The organism is Streptomyces sp. NPDC004561, assembly GCF_053602155.1.
In genome coordinates, this window is record NZ_JBSGDB010000226.1 from 1 (window position 1) to 13,700 (window position 13,700).

The following is a 13,700-nucleotide window of genomic DNA, read 5'->3' on the forward strand; positions in this document are numbered from 1 at the left end:
GGCACGTCCTCCTCGTAGAAGATCGCCTCGACCGGGCAGACCGGCTCACAGGCCCCGCAGTCCACGCATTCGTCCGGGTGGATGTACAGCGCCTTCGAGGCCACCGACGCCCCGCTCGAGGCGGTCGAGGCGGGCCATGACGGAGCGCTCGTCGCCGTAGGCGGCCGGGAGCAGCACGCGCGCGCAGATGAGTTCCAGCTGGAGGCGGGGCGAGTTGGCGCCGCGCATCTCGGTCAGGCCCTCGTTCACCAGGTCGGCGGCACGGCTCAGCTCGGCCGCGCCGAAGGTGGAGGCCTGGGCCTGCATGCGCTCCAGGACGTCGGCCGGGGCGTCGATCAGGCCCTTGTCGACGGCGTCCGGGACGGCGGCGAGGATCACCAGGTCCCGCAGCCGCTCCAGCAGGTCGGCGACGAAGCGGCGGGGGTCGTTGCCGCCCTCGATGACGCGGTCGATCACCTCGAAGGCGGCCGCGCCGTCACCGGTGGCGAAGGCCTCGACCACCGAGTCGAGGAGGGAGCCGTCGGTGTAACCGAGGAGGGAGGTGGCCATGGCATACGTCACACCCTCCGCCCGGGCGCCGGCGAGCAGCTGGTCCATGACGGACATGGAGTCACGCACGGAGCCCGCGCCGGCGCGCACGACGAGGGGCAGCACGCCCTCCTCGACGGGGATGTCCTCCCGCCCGCAGACCTCGGCGAGGTAGTCCCGCAGGGTGCCGGGCGGCACGAGTCGGAAGGGGTAGTGATGGGTCCTGGACCGGATGGTGCCGATGACCTTCTCGGGCTCGGTCGTCGCGAAGATGAACTTGAGGTGCTCCGGCGGCTCCTCGACGACCTTCAGCAGCGCGTTGAAGCCGGCCGACGTGACCATGTGGGCCTCGTCGATGATGTAGATCTTGTAGCGGCTGCTCGCGGGCCCGAAGAAGGCCTTCTCGCGCAGCTCACGGGCGTCGTCCACACCGCCGTGGGAGGCCGCGTCGATCTCGATGACGTCGATCGAGCCCGGACCGTTGCGCGCCAGGTCCTGACAGGACTGGCACTCGCCGCACGGCGTCGGGGTGGGACCCTGCTCACAGTTCAGGCAACGGGCGAGGATGCGGGCGCTGGTCGTCTTGCCGCAGCCGCGCGGCCCGCTGAACAGGTACGCGTGATTGACCCGGTTGTTCCGCAGCGCCTGCTGCAGCGGGTCGGTGACATGCTCCTGCCCGATGACCTCGGCAAAGGTCTCCGGGCGATAGCGGCGGTACAGCGCGAGAGACGACACGCTTACGAGGTTATAGGCGCCCACCGACAACCGGTCCCGCCCGCGGACGCCCGGGAACGCGAACGCCCCCCACGCACCCGCCAGAGCCGACCTACCCTTGCTGCCTTCCGGCCCTGGGGGAGTTCAGTCAGATAGCGCCGCGTGAGGGGCTGCGCCCACAGTACCCGATCCGGGCCTCGGGGCAGTAACGGATCCGGGCCTGCGGGAACGGGTTCGCGAGCACTCCCCTCGGTCATGTAATGTTTCCGGCGGAGGATTCGCCTAGAGGCCTAGGGCGCACGCTTGGAAAGCGTGTTGGGGGCAACCCCTCACGAGTTCGAATCTCGTATCCTCCGCCAGTGCCTCACCGGGCACGATGTCGAAGGGCTCCACTGTTCGCAGTGGGGCCCTTCGACGTTGTCCGTCTCAGTTTCCGTCTCAGTCGGATTTTTCTTCGGTGCCAGGCAGCGCCCAGAGCGCGTCTCCCACTTGCTGAGCGACTTTCCGGAGCATGACTCCCGTCACATGCATGTAGCGGGCGCGCATCCGCGCCGCTCCCCCAGGCTCCGCACGGTCGCGGCGGCGTGGCTAGAGCCGTTGCAGGCCTCTTTACCTCATCAAGCACCCGTCGTCGCTTCGCTCCTCCGGGCGGGCGCGGGCACTGTCACCCGAATGGCGCAACATGACGTGCCACCCACATGGGCGAGGATCAAGCTGGCTAGTGGCCCAACCGAGGCAATCCGTGAAAGGGGAACCAAATGCGCAGTCGACGAATCCTCACCGCCGTCATCGCCACGGCAGCCCTCGCCGGGCTCGGCCTCACAGGCGCCGCCACCGCCACCGCCCAACCCAGCCCCACCCCTCACTTCAACTACACCACCGCTGCTAAGTGCAGGGCGGGCGGCGGAGAGCCCTATCTGCACAACACCGTCAAATGCTGGGGCGGTACGTACGACGGGTACACCATCGACTAAACCCCACAAAGCGCCCCGCAGCCACGCGCCGCGGGGCGCTCCCGCGCGAGCGTGGCCGGGAGAGGCGCAGGGACTGTGCCGACCCGTCGGGCACGTTGAGACGTACCCCGGGCCGTCCCTCTGGCGTATGTCCGCGCGGTTTCCGGGTTTCCGGGGTTTCCGCCGTATGACGCCGGTCACACGCGAGTCCGCGCGCGCGTCCGGGTCGCCCCCGGCTCCCGGTTCCGGGAATTTCTACATCGGGTTCGGTTTGATCATCGCGAACGGGGCGCCCTGGGGGTCGGCGACCACCGTCATCCGGCCGGCCATCATGTCGAAGGGCGGCGCGAGGACGGTGCCGTTGCGCTTGACCAGGGCGTCGACGGTGGAGTCGACGTCGTCGACCGCGAAGTACGTCAGCCAGTGCGGCGGGGTGCCCGGCGGGTCGTTGGCGAGCAGCGTGACGCCGCCGACCGCCCGGCCGCCGACCCGCAGCTCCCAGTACGCGTCCGCGCCCTCCAGCGGCTCGATCTCGATGCCGAACGCCTCGCCGTAGAAGGCGGTGGCGGCGGGCACATCGGTTGTGTGCAGCTCGTTCCAGGTCAGCGCGCCGGCCTGGTTGACGACCTGGACGCCGAAGAACTCGCCGGGCTGCCAGACGCCGAACACCGCGCCCTGCGGGTCGGAGGCGATGAGCATCCGGCCGAGGTTGCCCACCTCCACCACGGGGACGAGCAGGGTGCCGCCCGCGGAGACGATCTGGTCCTGGGTGGCCTGCGCGTCGGTGCTGGCGAGGTAGCTGTTCCAGACGGTCGGCGGTTCCGGCATACCCTCGGGGGCCATCGCCGGGCCGATGCCGGCCACGGCCTTGCCGGTCAGCCGGCAGACCGCGTACCCGCCGAACTCGGCCGGTCCGGGCTCGCCCTGCCAGCCGAGCAGGTCGCGGTAGAAGTCGAGCGCGGCCTGCTGGTCCTGCGTCATCAGATCGACCCAGCACGGGGTGCCGGTCGCGTACGGAGTGGTGACTTCGGGCATCTCTCGCTCTTTCTGTGGTGCTTCCCGAAAGTCACCCTCGCCTCGCGGACCGTGATCCGCCACCCGAGACGCCTCCGGAGCACCGGGCGGGCGGCATCGAGGCGAAAGACCCGGTTCGGGTCCGCACAGGGTGTTATGAAGGGTGTATGGGAGTATTTTCCGGGCGCTCCAGGAGCCCGGAGGGTCATCCACCCGCCGGACGCCCGCGGCGCAGCGCTTCCCTGCTGGACCTGCGCAGCGCGGCCGGTCAGGTGTTCCTTCTCCAGGTCGTCATCGTGGTGCTGCTGATCGCGGTCGGGGTGGCGGCCATGGTGCTCCAGGCGTCGAACGACGCGCTGCAGCAGGGACAGCGGGAGTCGGTCGTAGCGGCCCACTCCTTCGCGAACGCCCCCGGCGTGGCCGCCGCCATGCAGAGCCCGGACCCGACGGCGGTGCTCCAGCCGCGGGCCGAGGCGGCGCGCAAACACGCGGGCCTGGACTTCATCGTCGCCATGGACACGCACGGAATCCGCTACACGTACCCCTATCCGAGCGAAATCGGGAAGAAGTTCGTCGGCACCATCGGACCGGCGCTGCGGGGCCACACCGTCGTCGAGCAGGCCGGCGGTCCCCCGCTGCCCGCGGGCAAGGGGACGGACGTGCAGGCGGTGGTCCCGGTGACCGACGCGCACGGCAAGGTCGTCGGCCTCGTCTCCGCCGGCATCACGGTCAAGAACGTGGCGGAACTGTGGCTCCCCCAGCTGCCGATCATCCTCGCCAGCGGTGCCGTCGCGCTCGCGCTGGCCGTGACCGGGACGACGCTGGTGTCCCGGCGGCTGCGGCGGCAGACGCACGGCCTGGCCCCCACGGAGCTGGCGGAGCTGTACGAACACCACGAGGCGGTCCTGCACGCGGTGCGGGAAGGGGTGCTGATCATCGGCGCCGACGAACGGCTGGTGCTGGCCAACGACGAGGCGACGCGGCTGCTCGGGCTGCCGTCGGACGTGCGGGGGCGGCCGGTGCGGGAGCTGGACCTGCCGGAGCCGATCACGCGCCTGCTGACGTCGCCGGAGGTCGTCACCGACGAGGTGCACCTCGCGGGAGACCGGTGGGTGGCGGTGAACAAGCGGCGCACGTTCCCGCAGGGCGACCGGCAGGGCAGCGTGGTGACCCTGCGGGACACCACGGAGCTGGCGGCCGTCACCGGGCGGGCCGAGGTCGCGCGGGAGCGGCTGAAACTGCTGTACGAGGCCGGCGTGGGGATCGGGACGCGGCTGGACGTCGAGCGCACGGCCCAGGAGCTGGCCGACGTGACGGCGCCGCGGTTCGCCGACCTCGTGACGGTCGACCTGCTGGACGCGGTGCTGCGCGGGTGGGAGCCGACGGCGGAGGGCTGGCGGCATCTGCGCCGGGCGGCGATCGGCGGCGGACCGTCGGTCATGCCGGCGTACGAGCTGGGCGAGGTCATCGCGTTCTCGCCCCGCGCCCCGCAGATGCGCACGCTCCAGGAGGGACGTGGCCTGCTGGAGCCGGATCTGAGAGAGGCCCACGGCTGGCGGGAACAGGATCCCGAGCGCGCCCGGGCGGCCCTGGAGCGCGGGCTGCGGTCCCTGGTGACCGTCCCGCTGCGGGCGCGGGGCGTGCCGCTGGGCGTGGTGAACTTCTACCGGACCGAGGACTCCCCGGTGTTCGAGCCGGAAGACCTCTCCTTCGCGGAGGAGCTGGCCGCGCGGGCGGCGGTGGCCATCGACAACGCCAGGCGGTACGCCCGGGAGCACGCGATGGCGGTGACGCTGCAGCGCAGCCTGCTGCCGCGGGCCCAGCCGGAGCAGGACGCGCTGGAGGTGGCCTGGCGGTATCTGCCCGCGGAGGCGGGGGTGGGCGGGGACTGGTTCGACGTCATCCCGCTTCCGGGCGCGCGCGTGGCACTGGTGATGGGCGATGTCGTCGGCCACGGGCTGCACGCGGCGGCGACGATGGGCCGGCTGCGAACGGCGGTGCACAACTTCTCCACCCTGGACCTGCCCGTCGACGAGGTGCTCGGGAACCTGGACGACCTGGTCGCCCGCATGGACGACGAGGAGAACACGGGCGAGGCCGCGGAAGGCCACGAGGGGGAAGGGGTGACCGGGGCGACCTGTCTGTACGCGGTCTACGACTCGGTGACGGGGACCTGCACGATGGCCCGCGCGGGCCACCCGGAACCCGTACTGGTGCGTCCGGACGGAACGGTCACCTGTCCGGGCGTGCCGGCCTCGGCGCCGCTCGGCCTGGGCGGCTACCCCTTCGAGACGGTCGAGCTGACCCTGCCGGAGGGTTCCCAGCTGGTGCTGTACACCGACGGCCTGGTGGAGGACCGTTCCCGCGACATCGACGTCGGGCTGGAACGGCTGCGCAGGGCGCTGGACGGATCCGGGGACCGCACCCCGGAGGAGACGTGCCAGGCGGTGATCGACGCCCTGAAACCGGACCACTGCACCGACGACATCGCGCTGCTCACCGCGCGGACCCGGCGGTTCCCGTCCTCGCGCGTGGCCGAGTGGGAGGTGCCGTCGGATCCGGCGCTGGTCCCCTCGGTGCGGGCGCGCTGCCGGGAGACGCTGCTGGAGTGGGGGCTCGGGGACACGGCGTTCGCCACCGAACTGATCGTCAGCGAGCTGGTCACGAACGCGATCCGGTACGGCTCGCCGCCGGTCACCCTGCGGCTGCTGCACGGGCGCAGCCTCGTCTGCGAGGTGTCGGACGGCAGCAGCACGTCGCCGCGCCTGCGGCGGGCGGCGACCACGGACGAGGGCGGGCGAGGACTGTTCCTGGTGGCCCAGTTCGCCCAGCGGTGGGGCACCCGGTACACGACCCGCGGCAAGGTCATCTGGGCGGAGCAGGCTCTCCTCGACGGCGCCGTCGCCGCACCCGGGCACATTCCGGTCGACTTCCTCTTCGAGCAGTTCGACGAGGGCGAGTTGTGAGCGGACCGCGGGCGGCGCGTGCCGTCACCGTTCCACCCGCAGCGCCCGCGACACCGTCACCTGGTCCACCTCGGACACCCGGACCGTCGCCTTCAGCGTCCACGTCCCCGGAAGGGGGAGGTCGAGGGAGTCGGCGGCCCAGTAGCCGCCGCGGTCGGTGACCCTGGTGTCCAGGGGGCCGATCCGCTGGGCGGGGAGGGTCAGGGCGATGCGGAGTTCGGGGACCGTGGCCAGTCCGCCGTCGGGGCCGTAGACGACCGCCTGGACGGAGTTCCGGCCGACCCGGCCCGGGTCCAGGGTGATCTGGACCTTGCCCCGGCCGCCGGGGGTGCCCACGTCGAAGGGGATGGTGGTGACCGAGGCGGTGGGGATGCCGGTGGTCACGGCCGCGCCGGCGGTGTCCGCCGCACGGCCCGGGACGGTGCTGGTCAGCAGCGTCGTCAGAAGCAGGACCACGACGGCCACGGCCGCCTCGGCCAGTACGGAGCGCCGTAGCTGGACGACGGCGGCGGCGGGCGGTCCGGGGCCGTCCGGCCGCGCGGGGGGCGGTTCCGGTGCGTCCTGCCGGGCCGGGGACGGGGGGCCGCCGACCGTCGCGGGGACGCGGGCGGGCGCGGTCGCCCGGGTCAGGGACTGCTGGGCCAGACGGGCGGTCCAGGTACGGGAGCAGGCCGCCGCCAGCAGCAGGGCGGCGACCGCCGCCAGCTTGGCCAGCAGGGTGCGGCCGTACGTCGTGTCCGTCAGGGCCTGCCAGGAGCCGAGGCCCCGCCAGGACTGGTAGACGCCGGTCAGCACCAGGACGGTCACCGCGGTGAGGGCCAGCCGGGAGAAGCGGGCCGGGACCGAGGCCGGGACGGCCGGCGCGCGGTTCAGGGTCCGCAGCAGCGCGGCCAGGCCGCCCAGCCAGGCCGCCATGGCCAGCAGGTGCAGGGTCGCCGCGGTGATCGCCACCGGGACCTGGATGCCGGCCGCGGCGTGCTCGGCGGCGGACCAGGTCAGGGCGAGGGGGACGGACAGCGCGGCGGCCAGGGCGAGCGTCTCGCGGCGGGGCAGCCTTCGGCGGCGGGCCCGCAGGAGCGCCGCGCCGGCTCCGGCCAGGAGCAGCAGGGCCAGCCGGGCGAGGAGGAGCGCGCCCGGGCGGGTCGCCGTCGTGTGGGCGAGGGCGGAGAGGGAGAGGGCGGCCCGCGGGGAGGCGCCCTCCTCGTACGGCACCCTCAGCAGGAACAGGGCGGCCGTCGAGGCGATGAGGGTCCAGGCGGCGGTCAGGGCGGGGGTGCGCAGCTGGGTCGTCGTCGGCGGGCGGCAGTACGCCACGAACGCCGCCGTGCCCAGGAGGCCGGCCAGGGAGAGGTACGCCAGGTAGCGCGCGATGTTGTACAGGGCCGTCGTGGCGGGGTTCTCGGTGGGGTCCTGGGCCGTGGCGGCGGTGGTCGCCGTGCGCTTGCCGACCGAGAAGGTGAGGGCGCCGGACACCGGGTGGCTGTCGGCCGACACGACCCGCCAGGCCACCGTGTAGGTGCCGGTGGCGAGCCCGGCGGGGAGGGAGACGCGCGCGGTGTCGGAGCGGCCGGGGGCGTGGCCGGCGGGACCCGTGCGGACACGGTGGTTGCCGGGGTCGTAGACGCGGAAGGAGTCGGTGAGCAGGCCGACCGACTCGGAGAAGGCGAGGGTCACGTGCCGGGGGGCCGCCCTGAGGACGGTCCCGTCGGCGGGGTCGCTCGCGCGCAGCGTCGCGTGGGCCGACGCGGGCGCCGCCGTGCCGAGGAGCAGCAGAAACAGCCCCGCGCACAGCAGCGTCAGCCGTCGCAGCCGTCGATGTCCCTCGCCCACCGCGCCCCTCCGTCCCCGTCCGCCTCCGTACAGGTACGCACGGAAGGCCCGCCGCGCTCACCGGACCGGCCGGCCGCCGCTCCCCTCGCCCTCACCCGCACTCACCACGTCGGCCGCGCCGAGACGCCGCCGTCCACGACCAGGTCGTGGCCGCTGATCCAGGAGGCGAGGGGGGAGGCCAGGAACACGCAGGCGTCGGCCACGTCCTCGGGGCGGCCCAGGCGGCCGGTGGGGGCGGCGGCGAGCCAGCGGCGCACCCCGCCCGGCCAGTCCTGGGCCAGTCCCTCGCGGTCGACGAGGCCGGGCGAGACCGTGTTGACGCGGATGCCGGCCGGGCCGTACTCCAGGGCGGCCGCGCGGGCGTGCATGACCACCGCCGCCTTCGCCGCGCAGTAGTGGGCGTGGCCGGGGGCGGGGTGGGCGGCCTCGATGGAGGCGATGTGGGTGATGGTGCCGCCGCCGTGCGCCCGCAGATGCGCGGCGGCGGCCTGGGTACAGGCGAAGACGCCGGTGAGGTCGGTGTCGACGACCGTGCGCCACTCGGCCGCCGTCATGCCGGGCAGCGGCTGGACCGGCTGGACGGCCGCGTTGTTGACGACGGCGGTGAGGCGGCCCCCCGACCAGTCGCTGGTCTCGCGGACCAGCCGGTGGCAGGCGTCCTCGTCCGTCAGGTCCGCGCGGAGCACCACCGCCTCGCCGCCCGAGTCCCGGATGCGCCCGGCGACTTCGGTGGCCGCCGCGACCGCCGTACGGCAGTGCAGGGCCACCGCCGCGCCCTGCCGGGCGAACCCCAGGGCGATGGCGCGGCCGATGCCGCCGCCCGCGCCGGTCACCAGGGCGGTCTGTCCGTCGAGCAGCCTCATGGGCGGCAGAGTTCCCTGATCCGCCCGGCCTCGCCCGGGTAACGCGCCGTCAGGTCGGTCACGTTCCCGTGTTCGTAGTCCGCGTAGGTGAATCCGGGGGCCGTCGTGCAGCCGAAGAGCGTCCACGCGCCGCCCGGCGCCACCCGTGCGCCCATCCAGGTGCGGGCCGGCACGGTGAACTGGACGTGCTGGCCGGAGCGCAGGCCGGGGCCGAGGACGGCGGTGCGGGTGGTGCCGTCGGGGGCGAGGAGCAGCAGGCGCAGCGGGTCGCCGAGGTAGAAGTGCCAGACCTCGGCGTGGGGGAGGCGGTGCAGGGCGCAGTAGTCGTCGGCCGTGAGCAGCGCGACGATGGCGGCGCCGTCGGGCCGGCCGTCCGGCCGCTCCGGTCCCGCCCAGGTCTGCCGGAACAGGCCGCCCTCGCGGGGGATCGGTTCGAGTCCGTAGTGGGCGATCAGCTCGTCCGGCGCCATCGTCACCCGGGGAAGGCTACCCGCCGTTCCAGGAAGGCGAGTTGGGCGCGCTTCTTCGGCAGGAAGACATCGGGGACGTCCACCTCGGGGAGGTCGACCACCGGTCCGGGCACGAAGCCCTGGCGTACGAAGCGGGCGATGGCCCTGGTGTTGCGCACGTCCGGGTCGGCCACGAGCCTGTGCCGGTCCAGGACCGTCAGCGCGTAGGCCGTCATCACCGTCAGCAGCGCGGCCGTCCAGCCGGGCCGTGGGCCGGCGGCGCCGGCGGGGGCGAGGAGGACGTGGACGCCGAGGTCGCCGGGGCGTACGTCGTAGCACTCGCCCACCCGGTCGGCGGCCGGCTCGTACGTCTGGAACAGGGCCGCCGGTGCGCCGTCCTTGGTGACCAGGTGGGCGTGGTGGGTGCCGAGGCCGGCCATGTGGGCGTAGATCTCTGCGACTTGGTTCCTGGTGAGGCCGTTCATGCCCCAGAAGGATGCGCGTTCCCCGCTCACCCAGGCGTGGACCACGTCCGCGTCGGCGGCGGGTTCGAGGGGGCGGATGCGGACGGTGCCGAAGCCGTCGACGTGCTGTTCGTGCAGGCCGGCCCGGTCAGTGGTCATGGGTCTCCTCGGTGCGCTCGCGGGTGAGCAGGGTCCAGTCGGTGACGACGGGGGCCAGTTCTCCCCGGAGCCACAGGGGGAGTTGGTCGTGGTGGTGGGCGCCGCCCGGGACGCCGTCGGCGCCGAAGGGGACCACCCAGCGGCTGTTGTCCCGGTCGGCCAGGTCCCAGACGTAGCGGGCGGCCGGGCCGCGCGCGGCGTGGTCGGTGAGGCCGGGTACGGCCGAGGTGCACAGCACGCAGTCGTGGTCGCCGGCCAGGCCGGGCGGGTCGTACGGCTCCCCCGGCAGCGCCCGCCAGGCGGCCAGGCGGTGTGCCTGCGACCAGGTGCCGGCGGGCGGCGCGGCGGCCGCCTCCTCCAGGGCCGCGCGGACCAGGGCGGGGCGGTCGATGCCGTAGAGCTCCTCGGCGCGCAGGAGGTGCTCCAGGGCGTACCCGATGCGGGGTACGAGCGCCAGCCACGGTCGCAGCACCTCCGGGTGGGCCGGGGGCTCGGTGAGCGGGGCGAACACCGGGTGCGCGGCGAGGCGGCGGACGACCGTGCCGCGCAGCGCCGCGTAGGCCGCCGCGTCGGTGCTGCCGGCGTCCATGCGGCGGTCCTAGGCGAGCAGGCGCTCGCGCAGGCGGGCCGCGTCGGGGGTGAGGCCGTCCAGCGCCGCGAGGTGGTCGAGGAGGGGGGCGGCGGAGGCCAGGTGGGTGTCGGTGTGGATCGCCGGCATGTCCTCGGCCGTCCAGGTGCGGCGGGCGTCGAGGAGGGCGCGGATGCGGGCGGCGCGGTGCGGCGGGGCGAACTCGACGCCGAGGGGGCCCGCGAGGCCGCGCTGGTTGGCCATCACCGCGATGCCGTCGGTGAGGGGCGCGTACGGCGTCTCGTGCCAGCCGTGCCAGTCGTGGCCGGGCCGCCAGGCGGGGACCGGGTGGAGGCGGTTGGCCCGTGCGCGCACGGGGACGCGGCCGGCGACGCGGTGCAGGGTGCCGCCCTGGGTGTCGGCGGCCTGTACGACGTTCACCGGTTCGGCCCAGGCGTCCAGGGCCCGGTCGACGTCGGCGACCGTGGTGGCGCGCAGGAGCGGGAGGATGGCGCTGAAGCCGAGGTCCTCCGTGACGCGGGGCGGACAGCGCAGGGCGAGCGCCTCGGCCTCGCCGTCGGCGGGGGTCTCCAGGTTCTCCGGGCCGCCGCCCGCGATCACCGGCCCCCTGGCGGTTTCGACGACCTCGACGCAAAGCGGGGGCTCGCCCGCGACGTGGATGGTCTCGCGGTGGCTGTGGGCGCGGTGCCAGTGGCCGTCCGGGCCGAGGGCCTCGACGCCGGCGCCGGTGCGGCGGAGCCGTTCGCGGTAGAGGTCCTGGTAGTCGGCCATGGCGTTGGTGATGGCCCAGGCGACGGTGCCGGTGTGGCCGAAGTGGGCGATGCCGGGGACGCCGGGGACGGCGAGGCCGATGACGTCGAACTCGGGGCAGGACAGACGGATCTGCTGGTAGACGCCGGGGTCCTCGATGAAGCGGTGCGGGTCGCCGGCGATCAGGGCGTGGCCGGTGGCGGTGCGGGCGCCGGAGACGAGCCAGCCGTTGCTGCCGGCCGTGCCGGGGCCGTCCGTCGAGAAGAGGCGCACGGCGTCCGGGCCCAGGTGCCGTGTCGCGTGCTCGCGCCAGAGCTTGGCGGGGAAGCCCGCGAAGAGGAGGTGGGTGGCGAGCCAGATGCCGAGGGGCGTCCAGGGCTGCCAGCGGCCGGGGGTGAGGCCGGTGCGGGCGAACTCGGGGGCGCGGCGGGTGCCGGCCGCCAGTCCCTCGTTGACGCCGTCGACGTAGCTCCGGACCCAGTCCGCCGTTTCGGGGTCCCGGTGTTCCAGCGCGGTGAAGCAGCGGCGCGCGGTGTCGTCGAGGCGGGCCCGGCGGGCGAGGACGTCCCAGGAGAGGGCGGTGGCGCCGAGGAAGGAGGCCGACGTGCCCTGGGAGCGATGGCGTTCGGCCTCCAGTTGCCAGGCCCGGTCGAGCGCGGTGACACGGCCCTGGGCATGGGCGAGTTCACGGACGCCGGCCGCGCGCAGATGGGGGATGCCCCAGGCGTCGCGGTAGGTCTCGGTGGTCACCCCGGAACCCCCTTCATTTTAGGTTAGGCTTGCCTAAGTTTCTGCCCGGGAATCGTACGGCACCCGGCGCGCGGGCCGAACCGCCGCGCGGGATCATGGACGCATGGACGTCACCCTGCACCTCGCCCAGGACCCCGAGGCCGACGCGCTGCTCGGGCGCTCCCCGCTCGCCGCGCTGACCGGGATGCTGCTCGACCAGCAGGTCCCCATGGAGTGGGCGTTCAAGGGGCCCCGGACCATCGCCGACCGGCTCGGCACCCGGGACCTGGACGCGCACGACATCGCGGCGACGGACCCGGAGGCCTTCGCGGCGCTGCTCTCCGAGAAGCCCGCCGTGCACCGCTACCCGGGCTCGATGGCCAAGCGGATCCAGCAGTTGTGCCAGTACCTGGTCGAGCACTACGACGGGGACGCGGAGGCGGTCTGGCGGGGCGTCGGCAGCGGGACCGAGCTGCTGAAGCGGCTGGAGGACCTGCCCGGCTTCGGCCGGCAGAAGGCGCAGATCTTCCTCGCGCTGCTGGGCAAGCAGCTCGGGGTCGCTCCGGCGGGATGGCGGGAGGCCGCCGGGGCCTACGGCGAGCCGAAGTCCTTCCGGTCCGTCGCCGACATCACCGGACCGGAGTCGCTGGCCAAGGTGCGCGCCCACAAGCAGGAGACGAAGGCGGCGGCGAAGGCGGCCAAGGCCGCGGGGAGGTAAGCCCGCCGGCCCACCCGGGTGGCGGATCGCGCCGAGCCGGTCCAAGCATGGAACATGACCGAGGCACCGAGCAGCGGCCCCGACTGGGGCCGTGAGTACGACGACCAGCGCGTCCACGCGGCTCACCCGCCCGGCGCCGCGCACGAGCACCACGAGCCCGAACCGCCCTTCGAGGGCCCGCTGCACGCCCTGTCCCGGGTCGCCTGGCAGGTCGTCCTCGGCACCGGGATCGCGTCCCTGGTCCTCGGCGTCCTCGTCCTCGTGTGGCCCCGCGAGACCCTCGTCGTGGTCGGCGTCTTCTTCGGCGTCTACCTCCTGATCAGCGGTGTCTTCCAGGTGATCTCCGCCTTCGGCACGCACCGGACGACCTCGCTGCGGGTGCTGGCGTTCATCAGCGGCGCCCTGTCGATCCTGCTCGGCCTGTTCTGCTTCCGCGGGCCCATGCAGTCGATCCTGCTGCTCGCCCTGTGGATCGGCATCGGCTGGCTGATCCGCGGGATCACCCAGACCGTGGCCGCCATCTCGGACTCCCGGATGCCCGCCCGGGGCTGGCACATCTGCCTCGGGATCCTCACCTTCGTCGCCGGGATCGTGCTCATCGACTCCCCTTTCCGGTCGGTCGCCGTGCTGACCCTCGTCGGCGGCATCTGGCTGCTCATCGTGGGGATCGTCGAGATCGTCACTGCGTTCCGCATCCGCGCCCGGGCCAAGCAGCTGCCGCAGAACGTGTGAGCGGCGTCAACCGCGTGCCGCGCGGGTACGCCGTGCGGGCGGTTCTGGTGCGCGGGGTGCTGCGCTCCCCGGCCGGGGCGGGCAGACACCTGCCGTGAGCAGGAGCACGACCAGCCGCCGGATCCGTACCTGGCCGCGGGTGCTCGTGCTGCTCCTCGCCCTGTGGGTGCCCGCCGCCCATGCGCAGGCGCAGGCGGCTCCCGCCCTGACCGCGGCCGCCGGCTCCGCCGAGCACGACGTCC

General features: G+C 73.8%; 9 protein-coding genes, 1 tRNA gene, 1 other RNA gene and 4 pseudogenes. 5 read left to right on the top strand and 10 right to left on the bottom strand.

All coding sequences use genetic code 11. The features are described from left to right. The 3 genes and pseudogenes from ACWEN3_RS26310 to ffs all read right to left on the bottom strand — a co-directional run. Positions 1 to 95, bottom strand: a pseudogene (locus ACWEN3_RS26310) (ferredoxin); the annotation flags it as partial. Continuing rightward, positions 79 to 1,263, bottom strand: a pseudogene (locus ACWEN3_RS26315) (DNA polymerase III subunit gamma and tau); the annotation flags it as partial. The pseudogenes ACWEN3_RS26310 and ACWEN3_RS26315, both read right to left, overlap by 17 nt. Before the next feature lie 55 nt (positions 1,264 to 1,318). After that, positions 1,319 to 1,417: signal recognition particle sRNA small type (gene ffs / locus ACWEN3_RS26320), an RNA gene on the bottom strand. Between the two features lie 96 nt (positions 1,418 to 1,513). On the opposite strand from ffs, the gene ACWEN3_RS26325 reads away from it, so the two are divergent. Beyond that, a tRNA-Ser gene (locus tag ACWEN3_RS26325) sits at positions 1,514 to 1,601 on the top strand. Positions 1,602 to 1,680: 79 nt separating this feature from the next. Here the strand turns inward: ACWEN3_RS26325 and ACWEN3_RS26330 are convergent. Next, positions 1,681 to 1,809: pseudogene (locus ACWEN3_RS26330) on the bottom strand (integrase); the annotation flags it as partial. A 191-nt stretch (positions 1,810 to 2,000) separates the two neighbouring features. On the opposite strand from ACWEN3_RS26330, the gene ACWEN3_RS26335 reads away from it, so the two are divergent. Continuing rightward, positions 2,001 to 2,216 (top strand): hypothetical protein, encoded by a 216-nt coding sequence (locus ACWEN3_RS26335; RefSeq protein ID WP_452975670.1) that lies wholly within the window; start codon positions 2,001 to 2,003, stop codon positions 2,214 to 2,216. A 234-nt stretch (positions 2,217 to 2,450) separates the two neighbouring features. Here ACWEN3_RS26335 and ACWEN3_RS26340 read toward each other — a convergent pair whose 3' ends face one another. Beyond that, complete coding sequence (locus ACWEN3_RS26340; protein WP_452975672.1) at positions 2,451 to 3,230, bottom strand: VOC family protein; 780 nt, start codon at positions 3,228 to 3,230, stop codon at positions 2,451 to 2,453. A gap of 146 nt (positions 3,231 to 3,376) precedes the next feature. Between ACWEN3_RS26340 and ACWEN3_RS26345 the strand changes: the two genes are divergently transcribed. Further along, the gene (locus ACWEN3_RS26345; RefSeq protein WP_452975674.1) at positions 3,377 to 6,175 is read left to right on the top strand and encodes a SpoIIE family protein phosphatase; all 2,799 of its coding nucleotides are present in this window, start codon (positions 3,377 to 3,379) and stop codon (positions 6,173 to 6,175) included. A gap of 24 nt (positions 6,176 to 6,199) precedes the next feature. Here ACWEN3_RS26345 and ACWEN3_RS26350 read toward each other — a convergent pair whose 3' ends face one another. The 5 genes and pseudogenes from ACWEN3_RS26350 to ACWEN3_RS26370 form a co-directional block, all read right to left on the bottom strand. After that, entirely contained in the window at positions 6,200 to 8,005 is a 1,806-nt protein-coding gene (locus tag ACWEN3_RS26350; RefSeq protein ID WP_452975676.1) for a copper resistance CopC/CopD family protein, read from the bottom strand. A 101-nt stretch (positions 8,006 to 8,106) separates the two neighbouring features. Beyond that, positions 8,107 to 8,868 carry an SDR family NAD(P)-dependent oxidoreductase gene (locus tag ACWEN3_RS26355; protein WP_452975678.1) on the bottom strand — a complete coding sequence of 254 codons (762 nt, stop codon included), beginning with the start codon at positions 8,866 to 8,868 and terminating at the stop codon, positions 8,107 to 8,109. After that, positions 8,865 to 9,338 carry a cupin domain-containing protein gene (locus tag ACWEN3_RS26360; RefSeq protein WP_452975685.1) on the bottom strand — a complete coding sequence of 158 codons (474 nt, stop codon included), beginning with the start codon at positions 9,336 to 9,338 and terminating at the stop codon, positions 8,865 to 8,867. Before ACWEN3_RS26360 ends, ACWEN3_RS26355 begins: the two co-directional genes overlap by 4 nt. 2 nt (positions 9,339 to 9,340) lie before the next feature. After that, entirely contained in the window at positions 9,341 to 9,940 is a 600-nt protein-coding gene (locus ACWEN3_RS26365; protein ID WP_452975679.1) for a GNAT family N-acetyltransferase, read from the bottom strand. After that, positions 9,930 to 12,029, bottom strand: a pseudogene (locus ACWEN3_RS26370) (penicillin acylase family protein). Before ACWEN3_RS26370 ends, ACWEN3_RS26365 begins: the two are co-directional and overlap by 11 nt. A gap of 103 nt (positions 12,030 to 12,132) precedes the next feature. Here ACWEN3_RS26370 and ACWEN3_RS26375 point away from each other — a divergent pair. Both ACWEN3_RS26375 and ACWEN3_RS26380 read left to right on the top strand, forming a co-directional pair. Next, positions 12,133 to 12,726 (top strand): HhH-GPD-type base excision DNA repair protein, encoded by a 594-nt coding sequence (locus ACWEN3_RS26375; RefSeq protein ID WP_452975681.1) that lies wholly within the window; start codon positions 12,133 to 12,135, stop codon positions 12,724 to 12,726. A gap of 54 nt (positions 12,727 to 12,780) precedes the next feature. Beyond that, complete coding sequence (locus tag ACWEN3_RS26380) at positions 12,781 to 13,458, top strand: HdeD family acid-resistance protein (protein WP_452975683.1); 678 nt, start codon at positions 12,781 to 12,783, stop codon at positions 13,456 to 13,458. The last annotated feature ends 242 nt before the right edge of the window (positions 13,459 to 13,700 follow it).

What these genes read in the sequence shown, in the direction of transcription:
- ACWEN3_RS26360 (WP_452975685.1), bottom strand. Translation starts at nt 9,338, where the DNA reads ATGGCGCCGGACGAGCTGATCGCCCACTACGGACTCGAACCGATCCCC.
- ACWEN3_RS26380 (WP_452975683.1), top strand. Translation starts at nt 12,781, where the DNA reads ATGACCGAGGCACCGAGCAGCGGCCCCGACTGGGGCCGTGAGTACGAC.
- ACWEN3_RS26375 (WP_452975681.1), top strand. Translation starts at nt 12,133, where the DNA reads ATGGACGTCACCCTGCACCTCGCCCAGGACCCCGAGGCCGACGCGCTG.
- ACWEN3_RS26365 (WP_452975679.1), bottom strand. Translation starts at nt 9,940, where the DNA reads ATGACCACTGACCGGGCCGGCCTGCACGAACAGCACGTCGACGGCTTC.
- ACWEN3_RS26355 (WP_452975678.1), bottom strand. Translation starts at nt 8,868, where the DNA reads ATGAGGCTGCTCGACGGACAGACCGCCCTGGTGACCGGCGCGGGCGGC.
- ACWEN3_RS26345 (WP_452975674.1), top strand. Translation starts at nt 3,377, where the DNA reads ATGGGAGTATTTTCCGGGCGCTCCAGGAGCCCGGAGGGTCATCCACCC.
- ACWEN3_RS26335 (WP_452975670.1), top strand. Translation starts at nt 2,001, where the DNA reads ATGCGCAGTCGACGAATCCTCACCGCCGTCATCGCCACGGCAGCCCTC.
- ACWEN3_RS26340 (WP_452975672.1), bottom strand. Translation starts at nt 3,230, where the DNA reads ATGCCCGAAGTCACCACTCCGTACGCGACCGGCACCCCGTGCTGGGTC.